Source organism: Streptomyces sp. NPDC048277, from assembly GCF_040652235.1.
Classification (GTDB): domain Bacteria; phylum Actinomycetota; class Actinomycetes; order Streptomycetales; family Streptomycetaceae; genus Streptomyces.
This window is the reverse complement of sequence record NZ_JBEZLQ010000004.1, coordinates 25,513-49,465: the sequence shown is the minus strand read 5'-3', so window position 1 is coordinate 49,465 and position 23,953 is coordinate 25,513. Positions and strand designations below refer to the sequence as shown.

Sequence of the window (23,953 nt, the reverse complement as noted above, 5' to 3'; positions counted from 1 at the left end):
AGGCTACGCGCAGTCTCCCCGTTCTCCCACCCACGCCCCGGGGTGTCGCGTCAGGCCGAGACGCGGGACCGCTGGGGTTCCCGGGGTGCGGGGACCTCCACCGGTGCCTCCTCGCACTGCATGGCCCGCGGCAGCCGCAGTGCCATCACCGCCCCCAGGAGCAGCAGACCCGCGCTCACCAGCAACGTCACATGCAGACCGTGCACGAAGGAATCCCGCGCCGCCCGGCGCAGCGCCGAGCCCGCGGCTCCGCCCAGCCGGCCGGCCACCTGGTAGGCCTCGCCCAGCGAGTGCCCCGCCGCGGCCGACGCCGACTCGGGTACGCCCGGCACCCCGGCCAGCCCCGGCGCGTACGCCGCGTTCATCACACTGCCGAGGAGCGCGATCCCGATCCCCGCCCCCAGCTGGTACGACGTCTCGCCGATCGCCGCCGCCCCGCCGGCCTGCGCCGCCGGCGCCTCGCTCAGCATCGACTCGTACGCCCCGAAGAGCGTGGTCTCCAGGCCGAAGCCGAGCAGCAGGAAGCCGATCAGCAGGAGCGGCGCGTTGTCCGCGCCGCCCATCGCCGTCAGTGTCAGCACCGCCGCCGCGGTGAGGCAGAACCCGAAGCACACCATGCGGCGCGGCCCGAAGCGCCGCAGCATCCGCGCCCCGGCCAGCCCCGCCGCCATCGCGGCCAGCGTCAGCGGCAGCAGTCGCAGGCCCGTCTGCAGCGGGGACAGGCCCAGCACCAGTTGCAGATACTGCGCGGCGATCAGCTCGAGCCCCACCAGCGCGAGCATCGCCAGCACGATGCAGCCCACCGCCGTACTGAACGCCGGCCGCGCGAACATCTTCAGGTCCACCAGCGGGAACGCACGACGCCGTTGCCGTCGTACGAAGAGGATCAGGAGCAGCGCGCCCAGCAGCAGCGGCACCACCGTCAGCGCACTGCCGGCCGGCTCGCCGCCGCCCAGCCGCTTCACCGCGAAGACCACGCCGAACAGACCGGCCGCCGCCATCAGCGCGCCGACCACGTCCCAGGGCCCGTCGCGGTCGCCGCGGGACTCGGGGAGGAGCAGGCGGCCCACCGGGAGGCTGATCAGCATCAGCGGGATGTTGACCAGGAAGACGGAGCCCCACCAGAAGTGTTCGAGGAGGAAACCGCCGAGGAGGGGGCCGACGGCCGCGCCGACCGCCGCCACCGCGCTCCAGATGCCGATGGCCAGGGCCCGCTCACGCCGGCCGGGGAAGACCTGCCGGAGGATCGACAGCGTCGCGGGCATGATCATCGCACCGCCGACGCCGAGCAGCGCCCGCGCCAGGATCAGCGCGGCGGCGCTCGGCGCGACCGCGGCCGCCGCGGAGGCGACGCCGAACAGGGCGTATCCGAGGAGCAGGACGCGCCGCCGGCCCACGCGGTCGCCGAGCGTGCCGAAGAGGATCAGCAGCGAGGCGCAGACCAGCGGGTAGACGTCGACGATCCAGAGCAGCTCCACGGCACCGGGCTTGAGGTCCTCGGTGACGGCGGGCACCGCGACATGCAGCACGGTCGCGTCGAGGGCGACCAGCAGCAGGCTGACGCAGAGGACGACGAGGACGACCCAGCGGTTGGCACCGGCACCGGTACCGGACGCCCGACGGTGCGGCCCTACGGCAGCCGTGGTCGTCCCGGACATGTACGTACCTCCCAGATGGTCCCTCGCGTGCGGCGGACGGACGGGGTGGGGACTCCCCGTCGTACGGCCGGAGAGGAGCGGGGTCTCCGGCCCGCGCATACGAACGCGAGTGACATGTCAGCGTACGCGAGTTCGTTCACGGGGCACGTGGCGGACCTCTCACACTCTCCACAGAACTCATGTGGCGTACGCCACTGGTCCCGCTGTGCACCACGTCCCGGGGAGGCCTCCGGTTCCGCGTCCCGTCGATAATCGAGCCCGTGACCGATCTTGAAACGCCTGTGGCGGGACCGTGCGCCCCGGTCCTGCGCCGGGCGGCGCCCGCCCTGCTCGGATACGCGGCCGTGCGCGCCCTGGGCCTGGTCGTGCTGGCCGTGTGGAGCGCGGCGCGCGGCAAGAGCGCCTACACCTTGCTGACGGCGCGCTGGGACTCGCTGTGGTACGTGCGGGTCGCCGAGCTCGGATACGGCTACCAGGTGCGGCTGCCGAACGGCGACATCCACTCCGACCTGGCCTTCTTCCCGCTGCTGCCCTGGCTGGAGCGCCTGCTGCACGCGCTCACGCCCCTGTCGTACGCCGGCGCTGGGTTCGTCGTCAGCCTGCTCGCCTCCCTCGCCGCGGCCTGGGGGATCTTCGCGGTCGGGGACCTCGTGTACGGCCGTCGGGTGGGCGTGTGCGCGGTGCTGCTGTGGGCCGTCCTGCCCGTCGGGATCGTCCAGTCGATGGCGTACAGCGAGTCGCTGTTCACGGCGCTGGCCGCGTGGTCGCTGTACGCCGTGCTGACCGGCCGCTGGGTGACCGCGGGCGCGCTGGCCGCACTGGCGGGGCTGACCCGGCCGGTGGGGCTCGCCGTGGTGGTGGCGGTGTGGACGGCGGGAGCGGTCTCGTTCGTGCGAGACCGGAGCAGGGGCGCGCGAGACCGGAGCGGGGGCGCGCGAGACCCGGGTGCGGATGATGCGTGCGGCGCGCACCACGCGACCCACGCCCCTCGGATCGCCACTCCCGGCGCACCGCCCTGGCGGCGCGCCCTCGGCATGCTCCTCGCCCCCCTCGGCGCCGCCGCCTATGTGCTGTGGGTCGGCCGCCACACCGGCAGGGGTCCGCTCGGTTATCTGGACGTCCAGGCGGGCTGGCGCAACGGGTTCGACGGCGGCTATGCGTTCGCGCGCTTCGTCGCCGACAAGTTCACGTCATTTCCGTCCGCTCTGGCCGGAGCGGGTTTGGTCGTGGGCGTCGGCCTGCTGCTGTGGCTCTACGTGATCGGCGTCCGGCAGCGGCAGCCGCTTCCGCTGCTGGTCTACACGGGTGTCGTCGTCGCGCTCGCGCTGTGCGCGTCGAGCTACTTCGGATCCAAGCCGCGGCTGCTGCTGCCGGCCTTCCCGGTGCTGCTGCCGCTCGCCCGGGCCCTCGCGCGGACCCGCACCGGAAGATCGTTGCTGGTCACAGCCGGTGTCGCGGTGACGTCGGCCGTGTATGGCGCGTTCTGGCTGAACGGTTCCGGGCCACCATGATCATCTCAGTCGGGACGGTGAGCGGCCGGAGAATTCCACCCCATGCTTTGGTTAACGAATTCATAAGCGGCATAAAACAGCCGCCTAGCATGATCAAAGGAATTGAAGGGCAGACACACCGCGGATTACGGAATCCTTAGAATTCTGGGACCTCCTGAGAGGTTTCCCACATCACATCGTCATCACAAAGCCGCTGTTTCGACCGGGAACAGAGCTCACTCGCTGTAACGTCGATTGGGTGCGTACCGAACGAAACCTCACCCGTCTGGACCGGGTGTTCGCCAGGCTGGACCGTGAGCCGGAACGGCCGGCCCACATTGATGTGCCGAAGATGAGCCGGCACCGGGTCGTGTTGTTCACCGCGACCCTCGCCTTCTACCTGGCGATCGTGTGGGCCGTCGTGATCACGTCGTGGCTGGTCCGGCTCGACTGGCAGGTCATGTTCTTCCGGCCGTACCAGCAGTGGGCGGGAATCCACTGGTTCGTCGACTACTACGTGGTCCTCGGCCAGCGCGGCCCGACCGCCGTGATGGTCGCGGCCTGGCTGGGCTGGCGTTCGTGGCGGCAGCACACCCTGCGCCCGTTGCTCACGCTCGGCGCCTCCCTGCTGCTGCTCAACATCACGGTCGGCGCCGCCAAGCTCGGCATGGGGCGCCTCGGACCGCACTACGCGACCGTGATCGGCTCGAACGAGATGGGCCTTGGCGGCGATATATTCCCCAGCGGCCACACCGCCAACGCGGTCGTGACCTGGGGAATTCTGGCGTATCTGGCCTCCACCCCGAGAGCCCGCCGCTGGCTCTCCGCCGCATCGGCGGTCACCTCCCTCGGCGTCGGCATGTCCACCGTCTACCTCGGTACGCACTGGCTGAGCGACGTGTTGCTGGGCTGGGCCGCGGGGCTGCTGATCCTGCTGGCGCTGCCGTGGTGCGAGCCGTTCATCGCCCGCGCCGAGACCTGGCTCTTCGACCTGCGCGACCGGCTGCGCGACCGCCGTGGCCGCCCGCTGCCCGCGCCGGTCCCGGTACCGGTGCCGCTCAAGCCGCGTACGGCGCCCGCCGGGGACACACCGGCTCCGGAGCGCGAGCCGGTCGCCTCGGGCCGCCAGCCCCGGGCCCCGATCCATCTCGCGCCCGGCCCGCACACGGCCCGCTCGGAGCGCACCCCGGTGACCCCGGTGGGCAGCCGTCGCCCGCCGCACTCCGACCGCCTGCCGCGCGGCACCGCCACCCCGGCGGCCCGCCCGCTGACGGGCGGCTGACGGCACCACGGCGGGGTCCGGTACGCACAGCCGACCCCCGCACAGCGAAAGGCCCCGGTTCCCCTCTGCGGGAACCGGGGCCTTCGCCGTCGTACGGGACGAAGTCCGCGGTGCGGTCAGCCCTTCCAGGCGCGCGCCACGACGCCGTCCCGCACCTCGAAGTTGAGCCGCCCCGCCCGGTACTCCATGGTGATGATCGCGCCCGGCGGCAGTGAGCGCACCGTCGTCCACCCCCGCGCCCGGGCGAGCCGTTCCGCATCGCCCGCGTCGAGGCCTACGTACCCTTGCGGGCTGTCCTGGGGCTCCGCCGGCGGAGTGGGATTCGGTGCCATGCGGCCACGCTATCCCGAGTTCCGGCCTCGGTCACACTTCTGTCACAGAATCACGACACGCGTTTGTGCCGAACCGAGTCACACGTACGAGCGGTTCCGTACGCCTTCCTGGCGCATTCGAACGCAATTCCCCACTGCGGCAGGGTCTTCGGAAAAGCCCGCCGGAAAGCACCTGAAGCAGGCTTCAAGGGCCCCCGCGGGAACCCCCCATTCCTTTCCGAATCCGCAGGCTTCCACGGAACCTGACACCGCATAAGAGTTCACCGCTTCGCCACAGAACCCCCCGTGAATCGGCATCACATCTCGACGCCGGCCCTCCGATGCGGGCATGCACATGCCCCGAAACGCACCGCGCCCCGCCCGGTCGGACCGGGCGGGGCGTGGTGGTGCGTCGTGACGCCGGGCAGGGGCGCGCGTCAGAGCGCGAGGCGCTGCCCGGGCACGATGAGGTTCGGGTCGTCGCCGATGACGGCCTTGTTGGCGGCGTAGAGGCGCTGCCAGGTGGTGCCGTGCCGCTCGGCGATCTCGCTGAGGGTGTCGCCCTCGCGGACGGTGTAGTCGCCCTTGGCGGAGGCGCGGCCGGTGGGGGTCGTCGAGCGCTGCGGCGCCTTCGCCGCGGGGGTCGACTTCCTGGTGGTCGTCGTCGACCTCGTCGCCGACTCCGTGCTGCTCTTCGTGGTCACCGACGCGCTCTCGGGCGCCGAGCCGGTCGCTCCGGCCCGCCCCGAGCAGACCGGCCACGCGCCCCAGCCCTGGGCGTGCTGGACCTTGGTGGCGACGGCTATCTGCGCTTCCCTGGAGGCCTGGTCGGCCGTCGCCGCGTAGGCGGTGCCGCCGTACGCGCGCCAGGTGGAGGCGGAGAACTGGAGTCCGCCGTAGTAGCCGTTGCCGGTGTTGATATGCCAGTTGCCGCCGCTCTCGCACTGGGCGATGCGGTCCCACACTCCGTTGTCCGCCGCCGCGGCGCTGCCGGTCGCGGCCAGCAGGCCCAGCGGGGCGAGCAGCGCCGCTCCGGCCAGGGCGGCCGTCGTACGGCCCTTGCGGGAGCCGTTCTTCGCGGCGGTCTCACGGGTGGTATCGGCACACTCGGACATGTATTTCCCTCTCCACGTACCCGGGCTCCCCCGGGCGAGCCGCGGCCCCCGCGCATGGACGCGGTCGGTCGCGCTCGCCCCGTCCGCCGCGGCCGATGCCTGCGGTGGTGCTCTGCCTGGTGTCGGCCGGCGGACGTACCCGAGCGGTGCTCGTTGCACACGGCGGAGGAATCTAGAGATCGGGAACGCCCGAAATCAACCAACTGCCCGTCAGGCCAGGCCAGTTCCGCGTTACCAGCGGTAGCATCGTTTTTCGGCCACCCACTTCATTCCCTGATTTCATGATTTGTCGACCATGGGTTCGATGGATCTGTGATTCACTTCACCGCGTCAAATCCCTTTGGCTTGCAAAGAGTTGACGATGAGTGCCGAATTCCGCACCGAACGTGACCCTGCGCAGCGGATGGTTCGATCCCGACCCCCTCGGTGCGTGACCCCCACCACAGATCACCCGTTGTCTTCTTCATGAGCCCGCAACCCCCTGGGGCTCACGGACCGGGAGCCACCCGGGCCTACCCGCACCGCATCCCGAGGGAGCCACCGTGCCGCGCATGCTCGACGTCAGCGACGAGGTACGCGCCGAGATCGGCGACGAAGAAGCCGACCGGCTGCTCGCCGGAGACAACGCCCCCGGCAGTTACGACTGCACGTCGTGCCGCACCCCGGGCGACTCCGAACAGGAGCGCACCAGCACCGTCCTGTTCATCGGGGACGAGACCGCCGTCCTCGCCTTCGCCCACGCCAGCTGCCTGCCCTCGCAGGTCGTCCAGGTCACCGAGGAGCAGCTGCAGGGCGCGGTCCGCTCCATCAGCGGCGACAGCGCGCCCGGCGGGCCGCGGAAGTCCGTCCCCGAGCAGGCGGTGCTCGGGGTGACCAGCGGACTCGTCCTGATCGCCGGGGAGTTGCACCCCGCGCTCGTGGTCGAGCCGACCTCGCCGATCGCGCGGCCGGGCACGGACGGGGTCGGCGACGACTTCCTGCCGCTCCTCATCGAACAGGGTTTCATGCCGATGACACAGCTGGCCGCGGTGCCGCCGGTGCTGCACGGGTGGTCGGTGCTGCTGGCGGTGGGTCAGCTGCACGCGGTGCTGCAGCCGGGGCCGAACGGCGGGCAGCCGGTCGCCTGGTGGCAGGCGCATCAGCCGTTGCAGGTGACCGACGGGTGGCGGGCGGCGGCGAACAAGCACCAGCAGGTGCTCATGTTCGCGGCGCCGGTGGGGTCCATCGGGCGGCAGCCCCGGGAGGATCTGCTGCGGGACGCGATCGACAAGGCCGCGGCGAACGGGAAGCTGGTGGCGGCGGCGTTGCCTCTTGCGGGGGTTTGAGAGGCGCCCCCAAAGGGGCGCATAACGACCGCATCTCTTCACGAATCCGGTCGTTTGGACATACGTGCACGCATACGACCTTCCTCCTCGCCGGCCGTCCTTCTCCGTTCCATCCGCTCGGGTGGCTCAGGAGGGCCCCGGTGGGCACTCGGCCACGCCGATCTACGACTCGCTCTACGCGGAGTGGGTCAAGACCTTCCGTACGCTGCCGGGTGACCGCGCCGGTGAGGAGGAGCTGGGGTTCGTCGCCTTCGGGAACACCCCGTTCAGTACCGGTACCTACGGTCTGGGGGCGTACGGGGGGAGTTCGTACAGCGCGTACAGCGCGGGCGCCTACAGCGCCCGGAACGGCGGCGAGCAGCCGCAACCGCCGCAGTGGCAGCGGATCGGGACGCTCGGGCGGTCCCAGGACGCCGGGATGGCCCCCGTCCCGGCGGCGCTTCCGCCGGGCCCGCGGCGGGGTATGTGACACACGCCCGAGGGGCGGCCACCGCGGACGGTGGCCGCCCCTCGGGCGTGCGCCTACTTCTTCTTCGCGCCGCGCTTCTCGCGGACCCGCACGGAGATATGGATCGGGGTGCCCTCGAAGCCGAACTCCTCACGCAGCCGGCGCTCGATGAAGCGGCGGTAGCCGGCCTCGATGAAGCCGGAGGCGAAGAGGACGAACCGCGGCGGCTTGGTGCCGGCCTGGGTGCCGAACAGGATGCGCGGCTGCTTGCCGCCCCGGACCGGGTGCGGGTGGGCCGAGACCAGCTCGCCGAGGAAGGCGTTGAGGCGACCCGTGGGGACGCGGGTCTCCCAGCCGGCGAGGGCGGTCTCGATGGCGGGGACCAGCTTCTCCATGTGGCGGCCGGTGCGCGCGGAGACGTTGACCCGGGGCGCCCAGGCGACCTGGCCGAGCTCGGTCTCGATCTCGCGCTCCAGGTAGTAGCGGCGCTCCTCGTCGAGGGTGTCCCACTTGTTGAAGGCCATGACGACCGCGCGGCCCGCCTCGACGGCCATGGTGACGATCCGCTGGTCCTGGACCGAGATGGACTCGGAGGCGTCGATCAGGATGACCGCCACCTCGGCCTTCTCGACGGCGGCCGCGGTGCGCAGCGAGGCGTAGTAGTCGGCGCCCTGCTGGAGGTGGACGCGCTTGCGGATACCGGCCGTGTCGACGAACTTCCAGGTGACACCGCCGAGCTCGATGAGCTCGTCGACCGGGTCGCGGGTGGTGCCGGCGAGCTCGTTGACGACGACCCGCTCCTCGTTCGCCACCTTGTTGAGGAGGGAGGACTTGCCGACGTTCGGGCGGCCGATGAGGGCGATCCGGCGGGGGCCGCCGACGCCGGGGCCGCCGAAGGTCTGCTCGGGGGCCTCGGGGAGGGCCTCCAGGACGGCGTCGAGCATGTCGCCGGTGCCGCGGCCGTGCAGGGCGGAGACCGGGTGCGGCTCGCCGAGGCCGAGGGACCAGAGGTAGGAGGCGTCGGCCTCGCCGCTGGGGCCGTCGACCTTGTTGGCGGCCAGCACGACCGGCTTGCCGGCCTTGCGCAGCAGGCGTACGACCGCCTCGTCGGTGTCGGTGGCGCCGACCTTGGCGTCGACGACGAAGACGACCGCGTCGGCGGCCTCGATCGCGTACTCGGCCTGGGCGGCCACGGAGGCGTCGATGCCGAGGACGTCCTGCTCCCAGCCACCGGTGTCGACGACCTTGAAGCGGCGGCCCGCCCACTCGGCCTCGTAGGTCACGCGGTCGCGGGTGACGCCGGGCTTGTCCTCGACGACGGCCTCGCGCCGGCCGATGATGCGGTTCACGAGAGTCGACTTGCCGACGTTCGGGCGGCCGACGACGGCGAGGACGGGCAGCGGGCCGTGGCCCGCCGCCTCGATGGCGCCCTCGACGTCCTCGATGTCGAAGCCCTCTTCGGCGGCGAGCTCCATGAACTCCGCGTACTCGGTGTCACCGAGCGCCCCGTGGTCGTACTCGTGCTCAGCCGAGTCGCCGGGCTGGCTGTGGTCGTTCATGAAGTCCGTACCTCGTCGTTCATCGTGGTGATCGGTGGATCAGCCGCATTTGGGCCGATCCACTACTTAGTGTCGCCTAGCGTCCGGTCAGACGCCTGGCGTTTTCCAGGTGGCCGCTGAGCTGCTTCTGGATGCGTTCGGTGGCCTCGTCCAGGGCCCTGCGGGTGCGCCGGCCGCTGCCGTCGCCCGCCTCGAAGGGGTCGCCGAAGACGACGTCGACGCGGGAGCGCAGCGGAGGCAGCCCCTTTATCAACCGTCCCTGCCGCTCGGAGCTTCCCAGTACGGCCACCGGGACGATCGGCGCCCCGGAGCGCACCGCGAAGTAGGCGAGCCCGGCGCGCAGCGCGGCGAAGTCGCCGTCGCCCCGGCTGCCCTCCGGGAAGATGCCGAGCACTCCCCCGGCCTCCAGGACGCCGAGCGCCCGGGTGATCGCCGTGCGGTCGGCGGACTGGCGGTCCACCTTCAGCTGGCCGATCCGGGTCAGGAACGGGTCGAGGGGCCCGACGAACGCCTCCTTCTTGATGAGGAAGTGCGTCGGCCGGGGCGACACGCCCATGACCATCGGGCCGTCGATGTTGTGGGAGTGGTTCACGGCGAGGATCGCCGGGCCGTGCGCGGGCACCTTCCAGGAACCGAGCACGCGCGGCTTCCACAGCCCGTACATCAGGCCGACCCCGATACGCCGTCCGGTCTCGGCGCCCCGCTGCGACGGAAGGCTCACTTCCCGGCCCGCTTCTCCTCGACGAGGGTGACGACGCACTCGATGACCTGCGCGAGGGTCAGCTCGGTGGTGTCCACCTCGACCGCGTCGTCCGCCTTGGCGAGCGGCGAGGTCTTGCGGGAGGAGTCGGCCGCGTCCCGCTTGATCAGGGCCTCGCGGGTGGCGTTGACGTCGACGCCCTTGAGCTCACCGCTGCGCCGGGCCGCGCGGGCCTCCGGCGAGGCGGTGAGGAAGATCTTGAGGTCGGCGTCGGGCAGCACGGTGGTACCGATGTCCCGGCCCTCCACGACGATCCCGACCTCGGTGGCGGAGGCCAGCGACCGCTGCAGCTCGGTGATCCGCTCCCGGACCTCGGGGACCGCGCTCACGGCGCTGACCTTGGAGGTGACGTCCTGGGTGCGGATCGGGCCGGCCACGTCGACCCCGTCGACCGTGATCGTCGGGTTGACCGGGTCGGTCCCGGAGACGATCTCCGGCTTGCCGGCGACCGCCGCGATCGCGGTCGGGTCGGTGAGGTCGATGCCGTTGTTCACCATCCACCAGGTGATCGCCCGGTACTGGGCACCGGTGTCCAGGTAGCTGAGGCCGAGCTGGCCGGCCACGGCCTTGGAGGTGCTCGACTTGCCGGTGCCCGAGGGGCCGTCGATGGCGACAATCACGGGCTTTGCGGCGCCGTTTTCCACGGGGGGACACCTTCCGGGTGCAGGGTGGGAGTGGTGTGCGGGACGCCGACGCGCCCCGCACAAGGTTACCGGCCCCCGGGACCGCCGGATTCAGCGCTATTGCCGCAGCGCCCAGCCCCGGTCCCGCAGCGCCGACGTCAGGACCGGCACCGCCTTCGGCTCCACCCACAGCTGGACGAGACCGGCCTGCTGCCCGGTCGCGTGCTCGATGCGCACGTCCTCGATGTTGACCCCGGCCGCGCCGGCGTCCGCGAAGATCCGGGCCAGCTGGCCGGGCTGGTCGTCGATGAGCACCGCCACGACCTCGTACACCCGGGGCGCCGACCCGTGCTTGCCGGGTACCCGGACCTGACCGGCGTTGCCGCGCCGCAGCACGTCCTCGATGCCTGCCCCGCCCTCGCGGCGCTTGTCCTCGTCGGAGGACTGCAGGGCGCGCAGCGCGCTGACCGTCTCGTCGAGGTCGGCGGAGACGTCCGCGAGCAGGTCGGCGACCGGGCCGGGGTTGGCGGAGAGGATGTCGATCCACATCCCGGGGTCGGAGGCGGCGATCCGGGTGACGTCCCGGATGCCCTGCCCGCACAGTCGTACGGCGGCCTCCTCGGCGTGCTCCAGGCGGGCGGCGACCATGCTGGAGACCAGGTGGGGCATGTGGGAGACCAAGGCGACCGCGCGGTCGTGGGCGTCGGCGTCCATGACCACCGGGACGGCCCGGCAGTGCGAGACCAGCTCCAGGGCGAGGTTCAGCACCTCGGTGTCGGTGTCCCGGGTCGGGGTGAGCACCCAGGGGCGGCCCTCGAAGAGGTCGGCGGTGGCCGCCAGCGGCCCGGACTTCTCCCGGCCGGACATGGGATGCGTGCCGATGTACGAGGACAGGTCCAGGCCGCGCGCCTCCAGCTCGCGGCGCGGGCCGCCCTTGACGCTGGCCACGTCGGCGTAGCCACGCGCCAGGCGCCTGTTCATCGCGTCCGCGAGCACGGACGCCACATGGGCGGGCGGGGCGGCGACGAGCGCCAGGTCGACCGGGCCCTCGGGGGCCTGGTCGGTGCCGGCGCCGAGCGCGGCCGCGGTGCGGGCCTGCTCCGGGTCGTGGTCGGCGAGGTGGACGACGACGCCCCGCTGGGAGAGGGCGAGCGCGGCGGACGTGCCGATGAGACCGGTACCGATGACGAGCGCGGTTCTCACTGGGCGATGTCCTTGCGCAGGGCGGCCGCGGCGCCGAGGTAGACATGGGTGATCTCGGCGCGGGGGCGGTCCGACTCGATGTGCGCGAGGATCCGCACGACCCGGGGCATGGCGCCCGCGATGTCCAGCTCCTGGGCGCAGATCAGCGGTACGTCGACGATGCCGAGCTTGCGCGCGGCGGCCGCCGGGAAGTCGCTGTGCAGGTCGGGCGTGGCCGTGAACCAGATGCTGATCAGGTCGTCGGCGGTCAGGTCGTTCCGCTCCAGGACGGCGGTGAGCAGCGCTCCGACCTGCTCGTCCATGTGACCGGCATCGTCCCGTTCCAGTTGGACGGCTCCCCGGACCGCTCGTACCGCCACGGCGCTGCTCCTGTTCTGATGTCGGTCTCTTGCTCCGTCCAGCCTAGTCAGACCGGACCTCGCCCCGTGCGCGGCGCCCGCCCGCTGAGACGGCGCGTCACGGGGTCTGCCGCCGGACCAGGTCCTCGATCGGGGCCTGCGGCACCTGCCCCTGGGGGGTGAGCCTGTCGACGGCGTCGGGCAGCACCCGGGCGAGCTGGTCCGCGGCCTTCTGCGGGGTCGTCCCGGTCTCCTCGGCGACCTGCTGGAGGGCGTCGTCGGGCAGGGCCTGCCGGAGCTGGTCGCCGGTGACGGGCTGGTTGGCACCGGTGCCGACCCAGGAGTCCTGCTGCGCGGTCAGGCCGGACCTCGCGAGGGTCTCCAGGAGCCCGCCGAGCGAGCCGCCGCCCTGGCCGTGGCTCATCGCGCCGATCAGCGCGGTGAGGAGTCCGGCCCCCTTGCCCTCGTCCTTGCCCTCGTCGCCGAGGAGGCTGCCGAGCATGCTTTCGAGATCGTTGCCTGCCATGGCCCCAATGTCATGCGTATGACCCCATTCCGCTACTTGGAGCGGAACACCCCGGTGCGCCTCTTTACGCCGGACCCGCCGGTCCGCTCTGATGACAGGCAGACCCGCCTCGGGGGAGGCCCCACCATGAAACGTCCCGGTCCCTTGCTGACCCTGCTCGCGGGTCTGCTGCTCGGCCTGTTCATGCTGACGCTCAACATGACGACGGGCACGAAGACGGGCTCGTCCACGTACCGGAAGTCACCGAGCCCGACGCCGACGGGGGCCACGGCGTCCCCGGCCCCCACCGCGACGGGGACCACGGCGTCCCCGACCTCGTCGCGGATCCCCGACGCCTCCTACTCCGGCCGGACCGACGACGGCTCCTCCGCCGTCGCCGTCTCGGTCCGTGACGGCAGGGCGATCGCGTACTTCTGCGACGGGCACAGCAAGGAGTCCTGGCTGAAGGGCGATGTGAAGGCCGACGGCGGCATGAAGCTGACCGGCGGCCACGGTGCCGTGCTGAACGGCACGTTGGAGGACGCCGAGCGGATCCGCGGCACCGTCGACCTGGACGGCGGCCACTACGCCTTCACCGCCCGGAAGGCCGTCACGGGGACGGCCCTGTACCGGGCCACGGCGACCGTGCGCGGCGCGAGGATCGACGGCGGCTGGATCGTGCTGGCCGACGGCAGCCAGGTCGGCGTCGTCGACCGCGACGGCAGTCCCTCGGCCGCACCCCGCATCGACCCGGCGACCGGCGCCGTGACGGTCGACGGAGAGCACCTGACGGCGAACCCAGTCGTCCCCTGACACCCGGCCGTGACCCGAGGGAGCCGACCATGCCCGTCGACCCGAACGCCGCCACCCAGAGCTGGCCGTCGCCCGAGCCGGACCGAAACCGTCCGCACCCCGCCCGCTATCTGGTCCCCGCCCTGGTGGCGGCCGCCGTGGCGGTCGCCCTCGGCGTGTACGGCAGGGTCCACCATCCGACCGGGACCGCCTTCGACCTGGCCGGTTTCAGCAGCACGGGCGCGGTGAAGTCCTGGCTCGCCTCGACGGCGTTCTTCTTCGCGCTCGTCCAGCTGCTCTCCGCTCTGATGATGTACGGCAGGCTGCCCGGGCCGCGCTGGGCGTCGGCGCTGCACCGCTGGTCGGGGCGGATCGCCTTCCTCGTCGCCGTTCCGGTTGCGGTGCACTGCTTGTATGCGTTTGGCTTTCAGACGTACGAGACACGCGTTTTGTGGCATTCCGTCCTGGGTTGCTTCTTCTTCGGTGTTTTCAGTGCCAAGATGCTTCTGCTCCGCTCGGAGCGACTCCCAGGCTGGTTGCTGCCGTTCATCGGTGGACTGGTGTTCGCCGTGCTCACGCTCATCTGGCTGACGTCCGCCTTCTGGTTCTTCCGCACGTTCGGAGTGACGACATGACCGACGGCTCCACTCGGCGCACGGTTCTCGCGACGGGCGCGGCGGCGCTCGCCGTGGGCTGCGCGGGATGCAGCAACTACTCCAGCAACAGCAGCTCGGGGTCGACGACCGGGCCGACGTCCGAGTCGCCGACCGCCGCCGGCGGACAGGCGCTGGCGAAGACGAGCGAGATTCCCGAGGGCGGCGGCACGATCTTCAAGGAGCAGAAGGTCGTGGTGACGCAGCCGAAGTCCGGCGAGTTCAAGGCTTTCTCGGCGATCTGCACCCACATGGGCTGCACGGTGAACCAGGTGGCGGACGGCACCATCGACTGCCCCTGCCACGGCAGCAAGTACCACATCGCCGACGGCTCGGTGGCGCACGGCCCGGCGACGAAGCCGCTGCCGCCCAAGTCCATCAGCGTGAGCGGAAATTCGATCACCCTGACGTGAGCCGCCGCGTACGCTCCCGGGCATGCAGCCCGAGGACCTGGTACGCGACCACACGATCTACGCCTGTGTCATGGGGTCGCGGGCCTTCGGTCTGGCCACGGAGGACAGCGACACCGACCGCCGGGGGGTGTTCCTCGCCCCCACTCCCCTGTTCTGGAGCTTCGAGAAGCCGCCGACGCATGTGGAGGGACCGGGCGAGGAGCGGTTCTCCTGGGAGCTGGAGCGGTTCTGCGAGCTGGCGCTGCGGGGCAACCCGAACATCCTGGAGTGCCTGCACTCGCCCCTGGTCGAGCACGTCGACGACACGGGCCGCGAGCTCCTCTCGCTGCGCGGCGCCTTCCTCTCCCGGCAGACGTACGGCACCTTCACCCGCTACGCCCTCGGCCAGCGCAGGAAGCTCGACGCCGACGTCCGTACGCACGGCGCCCCGCGCTGGAAGCACGCGATGCATCTGCTGCGGCTGCTGACGAGCGCCCGCGATCTGCTGCGCACCGGTGAGCTGACGGTCGACGTCGGCGACCGGCGCGCGGAGTTCCTGGCGGTGAAGCGGGGCGAGGTCTCCTGGGCGGAGATCGAGTCCCGGATGGCCCGGCTCGGCGAGGAGACCGACCTGGCCCTGCGCGGCAGCCCCCTGCCGGCGGAGCCGGACCACGCGCGCGTGGCCGACTTCCTGTTCCGGGTCCGCCGCGCCTCAGCCCTTGAGGCGCGCCCGGACCACGAGGTCGTGCAGGGCGTCGTACGCGGAGGGGGCCTCGGGCAGCACTGAGGTGTTCTGCGCGTCGTCGAGCAGGGCGTGCAGCCGCTCCACGTCGGCCGCCACGCACGCGTGCTCGACATCTGCGCTGCCGTGCTCCCGCTCGGCCTTGGCGGCGATCAGCTCGGGCAGGTAGGAGGGCGCCTCGGCGACCTCGCCGACGAGGGTGGGCAGATGGGCCTGTACCTCGCCGGCGCGCATCAGCCGGATGCCGGTGAGCAGCACGCGGAACGTGTACAGCAGCGGTTTGAGTTCGCCGGTCTTCTCGAACAGCCGCCACTGGGTGACCGCGAAGCCCCGGTAGTGGTGGGCGTGGTGGCTGGTGAGGACGCCCGGGGCGAGCGCGGCCAGTTCGCGGTGCGTGTCGCTGGTGTGCGCGACGAGCGGCGACAGGAGCTGTTCCAGCACATAGCCGTTGCGGCGCAGCATCAGCCGGACGAACTTGCGCAGGTCGTGGGTGACGAGGTCCATCTCGACGCCGTAGTGCACCCAGATCCGCGAGCGGGTCTCCTCGGGCTCGCGCAGCCCCAGCAGGTCGGCGGCGGGCAGCAGATGGACGCCCCGCAGGTCCACGTCGGAGTCCCGGGACGGGAAGCCGTACAGGTGCGCCCCGGAGACGGTCGCGAACAGCAGGGGGTAGGGCTGTTCCTCGACTATGGGCGTCAGGTCGATTACGGGTGTCAGGTCGATGTCCGGCTCGTCGATCATGGGGCTAAGCGTCCCAGAGCGCGCCCAGGGTCATCAGGTCCCCCCGGTATTCGATCCGGTCGGCCCACTCGGCCGGCCAGGCGTCCTCGCCCAGCCGGGCCCCCGCGAAGGCCCCGGCCAGGCAGGCGACGGAGTCCGAGTCGCCGGAGGAGCAGGCGGCCCGGCGCAGGGCGAGCAGCGGCTCGTCGGGGAAGAGCAGGAAGCAGAGCAGACCGGTCGCCAGGGCCTCCTCGGCGATCCAGCCGGCGCCGGTGGCCAGGCAGGGGTCGGCCTCCGGGGAGGCGTTCCGCACGGCGTCCCGGAGGCGGTCGAGGATAGCCAGGCACTCGTCCCAGCCGCGTGCGATGAAGTGCTCGGGGTCGGGGTCCTGGCTGCGGGTCCACAGGTCGCCGAGCCAGGTGCGGTGGTAGCGGGTGCGGTTCTCGACGGCGTACGACCTCAGCCGGCCGACCAGGTCCGCCGGTTCGGTCCCCTGCGCGAGCAGCCGTACGGCGTGCGCGGTGAGGTCGGAGGCGGCGAGGGCGGTGGGGTGGCCGTGGGTGAGGGCGGACTGCAACTGGGCGGCTCCGGCGCGCTGTTCGTCGCTCAGCCCGGGTGCGAGTCCGACGGGCGCGACCCGCATGTTGGCCCCGCACCCCTTGGAGCCGATCTGGCTGGCGTCCTGCCAGACCCGCCCCTCCTCCTCCAGCAGCTCGCACGCCCGCAGACAGGTCCGGCCCGGCGCCCGGTTGTTCTCGGGCGACCGGTACCAGTCCACGAACTCCGCCCGCAGCGGCCGCGCCAGCCGCTCGGGCGCGAGCACCCCGCGGTCCATGGCGGTCCGCAGCCCGCGTCCGACCGCGATCGTCATCTGCGTGTCGTCGGAGACGAAGGCACGCGCGGGCAGCTCCATCTCCCGCCACGGCCCGCACTTGGCGAGGATCGAGGGCACGTCGTTGAACTCGGTCGGGAAGCCGAGCGCGTCCCCGAGGGCGAGTCCGATCAGGGAGCCGGTGGCGGCGCGCTTCTGCACTCTGGTCATGGTCATGCGGGGCGTCCTTCCCGGGACGGGCGGAGCAGGGGCGGGTGGAGCGCGGTGGCGGTGCCCGCGCGGTGGAGCGCGGCGGGTTTGCCGCGGCCGCCGGTCAACCGGGCGGCGCCGGGGACGGGTTCGACGAAGCCGGGCGTGGCGAGCACCTTGCGGCGGAAGTTGGGGCGGTCCAGCTCGACGCCCCAGACGGTCTCGTAGACGTTCTGCAGCTCGCCGAGCGTGAACTCGGGCGGGCAGAAGGCAGTGGCGAGGCAGCTGTACTCCAGCTTCGCGCCCACGCGTTCGTGCGCGTCGGCGAGGATCCGGTCGTGGTCGAAGGCGAGCGGCCGGGCCGTGTCGTACGGCAGCCAGCGCGCCTGCGCCGCGTCACCGCCGCCGTGCGGTTCGGGCGGGTCGGGCAGCAGCGCGGTGAAGGCGACGGAGACGACCCGCATCCTCGGGTCGCGGTCCGGGTCGCTGTAGGTGCGCAGCTGCTCCAGGTGCAGCCCGGACACGTCCGACAGACCGGTCTCCTCGGCGAGTTCACGCCGGGCCGCCGTCTCGGCCGACTCCCGGGGCAGCACGAAGCCGCCCGGCAGCGCCCACCGGCCGGCGAACGGCTCCTGTCCGCGCTCCACGAGCAGCACGTGCAGGGCCCCCGCGCGGAGGGTGAGGACGGCGAGGTCGACGGTGACGGCGAAGGGTTCGTAGGCGTACTTGTCGTAGCCCTGCATGACCGGCCACCCCCTTACTAATAGTCGTTACGACTATAAAGAGTGCGCGTCCGGCCGCGCAAGCCCCTCAGTGGCCGCTGGGGCCCTTTTCCCGGGGACGACGGCGGCCGGTCCCGGAGTGCCCGGAACCGGCCGTCACGAAGCCGTACAAGCCCCTTCGCGGGGTTTGCGGGGTCTTAGAGGTCGACTTCCTTCATGAGCATCCCGACCTCGGTGTTGGACAGGCGGCGCAGCCAGCCCGACTTCTGGTCGCCGAGGGTGATCGGGCCGAAGGCGACCCGCACCAGCTTGTCGACCGGGAAGCCCGCCTCGGCCAGCATGCGGCGCACGATGTGCTTGCGGCCCTCGTGCAGGGTGACCTCGACGAGGTAGTTCTTGCCGGTCTGCTCGACGACCCGGAAGTGGTCGGCGCGGGCGTAGCCGTCCTCCAGCTGGATGCCGTCCTTGAGCTTCTTGCCGAGGTCGCGCGGGATGGGGCCCACGATGTGCGCGAGGTAGGTCTTCTTCACGCCGTACTTGGGGTGGGTCAGCCGGTGCGCCAGCTCTCCGTGGTTGGTGAGCAGGATCACACCCTCGGTCTCGGTGTCCAGGCGCCCCACGTGGAAGAGCCGGGTCTCCCGGTTGGTGACGTAGTCGCCGAGGCACTGCCGCCCGTCCGGGTCCTCCATCGTGGAGACGACACCGGCCGGCTTGTTCAGCGAGAAGAACTGGTACGACTGCGTGGCCACGGTCAGCCCGTCGACCCTGACCTCGTCCTTCTCCGGGTCGACCCGCTTGCCCTGCTCCAGCACGATCTCGCCGTTGACCTCGACCCGGGCCTGCTCGATCAGCTCCTCGCAGGCGCGCCGGGAGCCGTAGCCCGCGCGGGCGAGGACCTTCTGCAGCCGCTCGCCCTCCTGCTCGGCGCCCGGGAAGGTCTTGGGGAGCTTCACGTCCGGCTTGCCGGCGTACCGCTCCCGGTTGCGCTCCTCCGCGCGGGCGTCGTACTCACGGGAACTGGCCGGGGCCGTACGGCCGCGCCCGGTGCCCTGCCCCTGCCGGGGCCCGCCCTTGGCGCCGCCGCGCGCCGAGGCGCCGCGGCCCGACTTCGGACCGTCCTGGGTGGCGCCCGGTCCTACGTCGTAGCGCCGCTCCTCCGGGCGCGGCTTCTTCGGCCGGCCGGCGCCCTGCTTGTCGTCGCGGGCGTTGCCGGCGCCGCGGTAGTTACCGCGCCCACCGCTGCTCCCGCCGCGGCCGCCGCTGTTGCCACCACGGCTCCCGCCGTTGTTTCCGCTGCTGTTCCTGCCGCTGCTGCTTCGCATCAAATTTCCGTCTAGTCGTCTGCGTCCTCGGAATCCGGCGCATCGGGTGCGTCCGGATCGAACGACGGCACGCCCTCCTGGGTCTCGGCCTCGATCGCCTCGGCCTCCGGGAGGAAGGGCGCGAGCTCCGGGAGCTCGTCCAGGCCGCGCAGGCCCATCCGCTCCAGGAAGTAGTTCGTCGTCCTGTACAGGATCGCACCTGTTTCGGGTTCCGCGCCCGCCTCCTCGACCAGACCGCGCTGGAGCAGGGTGCGCATCACACCGTCGCAGTTGACTCCGCGGACGACCGAGACGCGGCTGCGGCTCACCGGCTGGCGGTACGCGACGACCGCGAGGGTCTCCAGGGCGGCCTGGGTGAGCCGCGCGGTCTGGCCCTCCAGGACCAGCCGCTCGACGGCGGGCGCGAACTCGCCGCGGGTGTAGAAACGCCAGCCGCCCGCGACGAACCGCAGCTCGAAGCCGCGGCCCTGCACGGTGTACTCGTCGGCCAGCTCGCGCAGCGCCTTCGTGATCGTCCGCTTGGGCCGCTCCAGGATCTTGGACAGGTGCTCCGCGGTGGCGGGCTCGTCGACGACCATGAGGACCGCTTCCAGGGCCGGCTTGAGGTCGAGTTCGGCGACCGGGCGCAGCCCGGCCGGGAGCTCCGTGGTGTCCTCGCTCACGCCTTGTCCTCCTTGCCCTTGGGCGGCTCGGGCGGTCGGTCGAACTCGTCGGTCACCATCGGCCGGGCCGCGCCGTCCCCGCCGGTCCAGCGCACGATCAGGTCGCCGAGCGCGGTCTCCTGGTCCAGGGCGACGGCCTTCTCCCGGTACAGCTCCAGGAGAGCCAGGAACCGGGCCACGACGGTGAGCGTGTCCTCGGTGTCCGCCACCAGCACCTGGAAGCTGGCCTCCCCCAGCTCCCGCAGCCGCGCCACCACGATCCCGGCCTGCTCCTGCACGCTGACCAGCGGGGCGTGGATGTGGTCGACGTACACCTGCGGCTTGGGCCTGGGCTGCATCGCCTTGACCGCGAGCCTGGCGAATCCTTCCGGCCCGATGCTGATGACGACCTCGGGCAGCAGCTCGGCGAGGTGCGGTTCGAGGCCGACGGTACGGGGCCAGCGGCGGGCCTCGTCGTCCAGGCGCCGGTTGAAGATGTCGGCGATCTGTTTGTACGCGCGGTACTGCAGCAGCCGCGCGAAGAGGAGGTCACGGGCTTCGAGGAGCGCCAGGTCGGCCTCGTCCTCGACCTCGGCGGCGGGCAGCAGCCGGGCGGCCTTCAGGTCGAGCAGCGTGGCGGCCACGACGAGGAACTCGGTCGTCTGGTCCAGGTCCCAGTCCGGCCCCATGGCCCGGATGTGCGCCATGAACTCGTCGGTGACCTTGGAGAGGGCGACCTCGGTGACGTCCAGCTTGTGCTTGGAGATCAGCTGGAGGAGGAGGTCGAAGGGCCCCTCGAAGTTGGCGAGACGGACCTTGAACACACCGTCGGGAATGTCCTGGGGCACAGGAGCAGGTTCTTGAGGAACAGGTTCGTGAGAAACCGGCTCCGGCTCCGGTACGACGACCTCGGGCTCCGGCTCCGGCGCAACCGCCGGCGGCGCCGCGCCCGGTCCCCGCCCCAGCACACGGCGACGGCCGCCGGAGGCACCGGGGTGGGGAGCGTCGGTCGAGGTCATAGCCCCCGCAGGCTACCTCTACCGGCCGCGCAGCCGTCGTACGAGGATGCTCGCGTCTCCCCGGGACTCCAGGTCCGCCAGCACCACGGCGACCGCCTCGCGGACGATCCGGCCCCGGTCGACGGCCAGTCCGTGTTCGCCGCGGAGCACGAGCCGTGCGTGCTCCAGGTCCATCAGTTCCTCGGCGGAGACATAGACGGTGATCTTCTCGTCGTGCCGCTCGCGTCCGCTGGGCCGCCGGGCGGGCGCCCTGCCACCGCGCTTACGGGGCTGGGCCTGTGCGGCGGACCCGCCAGAACCTTCCTGCGCCGCCTGCTGCCGCGCGACCCGCTCGGCCGACGGCGCGATCGTGGCGGACTGCACGGCGCGGTTGCGGGACTCCCCGGCGTCGGTCGGCTCGGCGTCCGCCGCCACGTGCTCCGCGCCCTCGCCGTCGCCGCCCTGCACGGGCACCGCGTGCGGCGCGTCCTCGGCGGCCTCGGCCGCCCGGTCGTCGTTCTCCCCCGCGGGAGTCGCGGGGGACGGCACCCGGGCCTCGCCGTTGGCCGGGCGCCTGGGAGTGGACGGCTGCAGCGCCATCCCCCCGGTCGTACGGAACAGTTCGTCGGCCCCCGGCAGACTCACTCGGCGTGACACCGGGCGAGCACCTCCCTGGCGAGCTGGCGATAGGCGGCGGCACCGACGGAGTTCGAGGCGTACGTGGTGATCGGCTCGCCGGCGACCGTGGTCTCCGGGAAGCGGACCGTGCGGCCGATGACCGTGTGGTAGACGTGGTCGTCGAACGCCTCGACGACACGCGCGAGCACCTCACGGCTGTGCACGGTGCGGGAGTCGTACATCGTGGCGAGGATGCCGTCGAGCTCCAGCTCCGGGTTGAGCCGCTCCTGGACCTTCTCGATGGTCTCGGTCAGCAGGGCGACACCGCGCAGGGCGAAGAACTCGCACTCCAGGGGCACGATCACCTTGTGAGCGGCCGTCAGCGCGTTGACCGTGAGCAGGCCGAGCGAGGGCTGGCAGTCGATCACGATGTAGTCGTAGTCGTCCATCAGCGGCTTCAGCGCCCGCTGCAGGGTCGACTCGCGGGCGACCTCGGAGACCAGCTGGACCTCGGCGGCCGACAGGTCGATGTTGGAGGGCAGCAGGTCCATGTTGGGGACCGCGGTCTTCAGGAGGACCTCGTCGGCCGACATGCCCCGCTCCATGAGCAGGTTGTAGACGGTGAGGTCGAGCTCCATCGGGTTGACGCCGAGACCCACCGACAGCGCGCCCTGCGGGTCGAAGTCCACGAGCAGCACACGCCGGCCGTACTCCGCGAGCGCGGCACCCAGGTTGATGGTGGACGTCGTCTTGCCGACGCCGCCCTTCTGGTTGCACATCGCGATGATCTTCGCGGGGCCGTGGTCGGTCAGCGGGCCCGGGATCGGGAAGTACGGCAGCGGGCGCCCGGTCGGACCGACGCGCTCACGGCGCTGGCGGGCCGCGTCGGGCGCGAGCGTGGCCGCGTACTCCGGATCCGGCTCGTACTCGGCGTCGGGGTCGTAGAAGTGCCCGTCGGGCAGTTCGTCGTAGACGGCGAATTGGTTGTGGGGCGCGCCACTTCCGTCGCCGGCCAGGGCGTTCACGTGATGGCCATCCATGCTCTGGTGTGCTGTCCGCGTGGTCCGCGGACTCCGGGCTGCTGTGAAGGTGCGCACCGCGACGGAGCCGACAGCCTCGAACCCCGCGGGACCCTGGTCCCGTACCGGCATTCCTGGTTGACCACCCCCGGGAGAAAATGTCGACTCATTCACAAGTCGTCTTACCTCCTTGGTGACCAGGAAACTTCTAGACAGGTCGGCGTGGCACCATGCCGACGGTTGGCGACTCTATGGCGTGTCGGGCGTCCGCAGCAACACAATCCGCCGGACCCGGCAGGATGTGTCGGCAATGAAACATCTCGCTGTCAAGGGCGTACGGCCGTCGCACGGCAGGTTTCACGGGTGTGCGAATCGGTCGAAGGGTTACGTTCGAGGCGAGTTGACCGAGAGTCGCAAAGTGACCATACACACATCTGGCCGGACCTTGTGGGGCAAGGTCCGGCCGGGTGCAGGCGATTGACGCGGCTTGTTGACGTATCGCCTTTACGAAAAGGTGACTTAGCTCAGCCGATCAGCGTGGCGATGTCCAGGTGCTCCAGGCCGTGCGCCTCGGCGACCTCCCGGTAAACAACCTTGCCGTCATGGGTGTTGAGACCCTTGGCGAGCGCGGCGTCGCGGCGCAGCGCCTCGGCCCAGCCGTTGTTCGCGAGCGACACGATGTAGGGCAGCGTGGCGTTGGTGAGCGCGTAGGTGGAGGTGTTGGGCACCGCGCCGGGCATGTTGGCGACGCAGTAGAAGACCGACTCGTGGACCTTGAAGGTCGGCTCGGCGTGCGTGGTGGGGCGGGAGTCCTCGAAGCAGCCGCCCTGGTCGATCGCGATGTCGACAAGGACACTTCCCTGCTTCATGCGGGAGACCAGCTCGTTGGTGACGAGCTTGGGGGCCTTGGCGCCCGGGATGAGCACCGCGCCGATCACGAGGTCGGCCTCCAGGCAGGCCTTCTCCAGCTCGAAGGAGTTGGAGACGACGGTCTGGATCTTGGTGCCGAAGACCTTGTCGGCCTCCTTGAGCTTGTTGATGTCCTTGTCGAGCAGGGTCACATGGAAGCCCATGCCGATGGCGATCTGGGCGGCGTTCCAGCCGGAGACGCCACCGCCGATGACGACGGCCTTGGCGGCCAGCACGCCCGGGACACCGCCGGGCAGCACACCGCGGCCGCCGTTGGCGCGCATCAGGTGGTAGGCGCCGACCTGCGGGGCGAGGCGGCCGGCGACCTCGGACATCGGGGCGAGCAGCGGGAGGGCGCGGTTGGGCAGCTCGACGGTCTCGTAGGCGATGGCCGTGGTGCCGGACTCCAGGAGGGCGTCGGTGCACTCCTTGGACGCGGCCAGGTGCAGGTACGTGAAGAGGGTCTGGTCCTTGCGGAGGCGGTGGTACTCCTCCGCGATCGGCTCCTTGACCTTCAGCAGCAGGTCGGCGGTGGCCCACACCTCGTCGGCGGTGTCCAGGATCGTGGCACCGGCGGCGACGTACTCGTCGTCCGGGATCGACGAGCCGACACCGGCGCCGCGCTCGATGACGACCTGGTGGCCGTTACGCACCAGCTCGTGCACGCCGGCGGGGGTGATGGCCACCCGGAACTCGTTGTTCTTGACCTCGCGGGGGATGCCGACCTTCACGTCGATCACGGTCCTTGGCTCAGAGGGTGTGGGGGCATAGCTGCACATACCCGGCA

Annotated in this window: 26 protein-coding genes; 8 read left to right on the top strand and 18 right to left on the bottom strand. The window is 71.5% G+C overall.

The window, feature by feature from the left end; genetic code table 11:
- Positions 1–50: 50 nt before the first annotated feature.
- Positions 51–1,658, bottom strand: coding sequence for an MFS transporter (locus tag AB0D85_RS10515; RefSeq protein WP_362316757.1), 1,608 nt, complete (start codon positions 1,656–1,658; stop codon positions 51–53).
- 260 nt (positions 1,659–1,918) lie between these two features.
- On the opposite strand from AB0D85_RS10515, the gene AB0D85_RS10510 reads away from it, so the two are divergent.
- Complete coding sequence (locus tag AB0D85_RS10510) at positions 1,919–3,169, top strand: mannosyltransferase family protein (RefSeq protein ID WP_362316754.1); 1,251 nt, start codon at positions 1,919–1,921, stop codon at positions 3,167–3,169.
- A gap of 238 nt (positions 3,170–3,407) precedes the next feature.
- Positions 3,408–4,430, top strand: a complete 1,023-nt coding sequence (locus AB0D85_RS10505) for a phosphatase PAP2 family protein (protein WP_362316751.1) — start codon at positions 3,408–3,410, stop codon at positions 4,428–4,430.
- A 116-nt stretch (positions 4,431–4,546) separates the two neighbouring features.
- Here the strand turns inward: AB0D85_RS10505 and AB0D85_RS10500 are convergent, their stop codons facing one another.
- Positions 4,547–4,762 carry an I78 family peptidase inhibitor gene (locus tag AB0D85_RS10500; protein WP_362316748.1) on the bottom strand — a complete coding sequence of 72 codons (216 nt, stop codon included), beginning with the start codon at positions 4,760–4,762 and terminating at the stop codon, positions 4,547–4,549.
- Positions 4,763–5,178: 416 nt separating this feature from the next.
- A complete protein-coding gene (locus tag AB0D85_RS10495; protein WP_362316745.1) occupies positions 5,179–5,856 on the bottom strand; it encodes a transglycosylase family protein in 678 nt (225 codons plus the stop codon).
- Positions 5,857–6,398: 542 nt separating this feature from the next.
- Here AB0D85_RS10495 and AB0D85_RS10490 point away from each other — a divergent pair.
- Together AB0D85_RS10490 and AB0D85_RS10485 are read left to right on the top strand one after the other, a co-directional pair.
- Positions 6,399–7,181, top strand: coding sequence for a hypothetical protein (locus AB0D85_RS10490; protein WP_362316742.1), 783 nt, complete (start codon positions 6,399–6,401; stop codon positions 7,179–7,181).
- A gap of 64 nt (positions 7,182–7,245) precedes the next feature.
- On the top strand, positions 7,246–7,650 hold the full coding sequence (locus tag AB0D85_RS10485; protein ID WP_362316739.1) for a hypothetical protein: 405 nt from the start codon (positions 7,246–7,248) through the stop codon (positions 7,648–7,650).
- A gap of 53 nt (positions 7,651–7,703) precedes the next feature.
- On the opposite strand, the gene der is transcribed toward AB0D85_RS10485, so the two are convergent.
- The 6 genes from der to AB0D85_RS10455 all read right to left on the bottom strand — a co-directional run bounded on the left by der (position 7,704) and on the right by AB0D85_RS10455 (position 12,638).
- Complete coding sequence (der, locus tag AB0D85_RS10480; protein WP_362316737.1) at positions 7,704–9,188, bottom strand: ribosome biogenesis GTPase Der; 1,485 nt, start codon at positions 9,186–9,188, stop codon at positions 7,704–7,706.
- A 76-nt stretch (positions 9,189–9,264) separates the two neighbouring features.
- Positions 9,265–9,852, bottom strand: a complete 588-nt coding sequence (locus tag AB0D85_RS10475; RefSeq protein WP_362317971.1) for a lysophospholipid acyltransferase family protein — start codon at positions 9,850–9,852, stop codon at positions 9,265–9,267.
- Between the two features lie 53 nt (positions 9,853–9,905).
- On the bottom strand, positions 9,906–10,592 hold the full coding sequence (gene cmk / locus AB0D85_RS10470; RefSeq protein WP_362316734.1) for a (d)CMP kinase: 687 nt from the start codon (positions 10,590–10,592) through the stop codon (positions 9,906–9,908).
- 96 nt (positions 10,593–10,688) lie between these two features.
- On the bottom strand, positions 10,689–11,774 hold the full coding sequence (locus AB0D85_RS10465; RefSeq protein ID WP_362316732.1) for a prephenate dehydrogenase: 1,086 nt from the start codon (positions 11,772–11,774) through the stop codon (positions 10,689–10,691).
- Positions 11,771–12,133, bottom strand: coding sequence for a chorismate mutase (aroH, locus tag AB0D85_RS10460; protein WP_362316729.1), 363 nt, complete (start codon positions 12,131–12,133; stop codon positions 11,771–11,773). The genes AB0D85_RS10465 and aroH overlap by 4 nt, the downstream gene beginning before the upstream one ends.
- A 97-nt stretch (positions 12,134–12,230) precedes the next feature.
- On the bottom strand, positions 12,231–12,638 hold the full coding sequence (locus AB0D85_RS10455) for a YidB family protein (RefSeq protein WP_362316726.1): 408 nt from the start codon (positions 12,636–12,638) through the stop codon (positions 12,231–12,233).
- 126 nt (positions 12,639–12,764) lie between these two features.
- On the opposite strand from AB0D85_RS10455, the gene AB0D85_RS10450 reads away from it, so the two are divergent.
- The 4 genes from AB0D85_RS10450 to AB0D85_RS10435 are packed head-to-tail and all read left to right on the top strand — an operon-like array spanning position 12,765 to position 15,241.
- Positions 12,765–13,430 (top strand): hypothetical protein, encoded by a 666-nt coding sequence (locus AB0D85_RS10450; RefSeq protein WP_362316723.1) that lies wholly within the window; start codon positions 12,765–12,767, stop codon positions 13,428–13,430.
- Between the two features lie 29 nt (positions 13,431–13,459).
- Positions 13,460–14,044, top strand: coding sequence for a DUF6529 family protein (locus tag AB0D85_RS10445; RefSeq protein ID WP_362316720.1), 585 nt, complete (start codon positions 13,460–13,462; stop codon positions 14,042–14,044).
- A complete protein-coding gene (locus AB0D85_RS10440; RefSeq protein WP_362316717.1) occupies positions 14,041–14,475 on the top strand; it encodes a Rieske (2Fe-2S) protein in 435 nt (144 codons plus the stop codon). Before AB0D85_RS10445 ends, AB0D85_RS10440 begins: the two co-directional genes overlap by 4 nt.
- A gap of 22 nt (positions 14,476–14,497) precedes the next feature.
- Positions 14,498–15,241, top strand: coding sequence for a nucleotidyltransferase domain-containing protein (locus AB0D85_RS10435; protein WP_362316714.1), 744 nt, complete (start codon positions 14,498–14,500; stop codon positions 15,239–15,241).
- Here the strand turns inward: AB0D85_RS10435 and AB0D85_RS10430 are convergent.
- The 9 genes from AB0D85_RS10430 to ald form a co-directional block, all read right to left on the bottom strand.
- Positions 15,167–15,937, bottom strand: coding sequence for a nucleotidyltransferase domain-containing protein (locus AB0D85_RS10430; protein ID WP_362316711.1), 771 nt, complete (start codon positions 15,935–15,937; stop codon positions 15,167–15,169). The genes AB0D85_RS10435 and AB0D85_RS10430 overlap by 75 nt on opposite strands.
- A gap of 4 nt (positions 15,938–15,941) precedes the next feature.
- Positions 15,942–16,964: an ADP-ribosylglycohydrolase family protein gene (locus AB0D85_RS10425; RefSeq protein ID WP_362316709.1), complete on the bottom strand. Its 1,023-nt coding sequence runs from the start codon at positions 16,962–16,964 to the stop codon at positions 15,942–15,944.
- Positions 16,961–17,680, bottom strand: a complete 720-nt coding sequence (locus AB0D85_RS10420; protein WP_362316707.1) for an NUDIX domain-containing protein — start codon at positions 17,678–17,680, stop codon at positions 16,961–16,963. Before AB0D85_RS10420 ends, AB0D85_RS10425 begins: the two co-directional genes overlap by 4 nt.
- Before the next feature lie 176 nt (positions 17,681–17,856).
- A complete protein-coding gene (locus AB0D85_RS10415; RefSeq protein ID WP_362316704.1) occupies positions 17,857–18,981 on the bottom strand; it encodes a pseudouridine synthase in 1,125 nt (374 codons plus the stop codon).
- An 11-nt stretch (positions 18,982–18,992) separates the two neighbouring features.
- Complete coding sequence (gene scpB, locus AB0D85_RS10410; protein ID WP_362316702.1) at positions 18,993–19,643, bottom strand: SMC-Scp complex subunit ScpB; 651 nt, start codon at positions 19,641–19,643, stop codon at positions 18,993–18,995.
- Positions 19,640–20,641, bottom strand: a complete 1,002-nt coding sequence (locus tag AB0D85_RS10405) for a segregation/condensation protein A (protein WP_362316699.1) — start codon at positions 20,639–20,641, stop codon at positions 19,640–19,642. Before AB0D85_RS10405 ends, scpB begins: the two co-directional genes overlap by 4 nt.
- 18 nt (positions 20,642–20,659) lie before the next feature.
- The gene (locus AB0D85_RS10400) at positions 20,660–21,277 is read right to left on the bottom strand and encodes a hypothetical protein (protein ID WP_362316697.1); all 618 of its coding nucleotides are present in this window, start codon (positions 21,275–21,277) and stop codon (positions 20,660–20,662) included.
- Complete coding sequence (locus AB0D85_RS10395; RefSeq protein WP_362316694.1) at positions 21,262–22,389, bottom strand: ParA family protein; 1,128 nt, start codon at positions 22,387–22,389, stop codon at positions 21,262–21,264. The genes AB0D85_RS10400 and AB0D85_RS10395 overlap by 16 nt, the downstream gene beginning before the upstream one ends.
- A 392-nt stretch (positions 22,390–22,781) precedes the next feature.
- Positions 22,782–23,906, bottom strand: coding sequence for an alanine dehydrogenase (gene ald / locus AB0D85_RS10390; protein ID WP_362316690.1), 1,125 nt, complete (start codon positions 23,904–23,906; stop codon positions 22,782–22,784).
- Positions 23,907–23,953 lie beyond the last annotated feature (47 nt).

Excerpts from the sequence above, each read along its gene's own strand:
- AB0D85_RS10515 (WP_362316757.1), bottom strand. The coding sequence starts at position 1,658 with ATGTCCGGGACGACCACGGCTGCCGTAGGGCCGCACCGTCGGGCGTCC.
- AB0D85_RS10500 (WP_362316748.1), bottom strand. The coding sequence starts at position 4,762 with ATGGCACCGAATCCCACTCCGCCGGCGGAGCCCCAGGACAGCCCGCAA.
- AB0D85_RS10495 (WP_362316745.1), bottom strand. The coding sequence starts at position 5,856 with ATGTCCGAGTGTGCCGATACCACCCGTGAGACCGCCGCGAAGAACGGC.
- der (WP_362316737.1), bottom strand. The coding sequence starts at position 9,188 with ATGAACGACCACAGCCAGCCCGGCGACTCGGCTGAGCACGAGTACGAC.
- AB0D85_RS10475 (WP_362317971.1), bottom strand. The coding sequence starts at position 9,852 with ATGTACGGGCTGTGGAAGCCGCGCGTGCTCGGTTCCTGGAAGGTGCCC.
- AB0D85_RS10455 (WP_362316726.1), bottom strand. The coding sequence starts at position 12,638 with ATGGCAGGCAACGATCTCGAAAGCATGCTCGGCAGCCTCCTCGGCGAC.
- AB0D85_RS10450 (WP_362316723.1), top strand. The coding sequence starts at position 12,765 with ATGAAACGTCCCGGTCCCTTGCTGACCCTGCTCGCGGGTCTGCTGCTC.
- AB0D85_RS10445 (WP_362316720.1), top strand. The coding sequence starts at position 13,460 with ATGCCCGTCGACCCGAACGCCGCCACCCAGAGCTGGCCGTCGCCCGAG.
- AB0D85_RS10440 (WP_362316717.1), top strand. The coding sequence starts at position 14,041 with ATGACCGACGGCTCCACTCGGCGCACGGTTCTCGCGACGGGCGCGGCG.
- AB0D85_RS10435 (WP_362316714.1), top strand. The coding sequence starts at position 14,498 with ATGCAGCCCGAGGACCTGGTACGCGACCACACGATCTACGCCTGTGTC.
- AB0D85_RS10430 (WP_362316711.1), bottom strand. The coding sequence starts at position 15,937 with ATGATCGACGAGCCGGACATCGACCTGACACCCGTAATCGACCTGACG.
- AB0D85_RS10425 (WP_362316709.1), bottom strand. The coding sequence starts at position 16,964 with ATGACCATGACCAGAGTGCAGAAGCGCGCCGCCACCGGCTCCCTGATC.
- AB0D85_RS10420 (WP_362316707.1), bottom strand. The coding sequence starts at position 17,680 with ATGCAGGGCTACGACAAGTACGCCTACGAACCCTTCGCCGTCACCGTC.
- AB0D85_RS10415 (WP_362316704.1), bottom strand. The coding sequence starts at position 18,981 with ATGCGAAGCAGCAGCGGCAGGAACAGCAGCGGAAACAACGGCGGGAGC.
- AB0D85_RS10405 (WP_362316699.1), bottom strand. The coding sequence starts at position 20,641 with ATGACCTCGACCGACGCTCCCCACCCCGGTGCCTCCGGCGGCCGTCGC.
- AB0D85_RS10395 (WP_362316694.1), bottom strand. The coding sequence starts at position 22,389 with ATGCCGGTACGGGACCAGGGTCCCGCGGGGTTCGAGGCTGTCGGCTCC.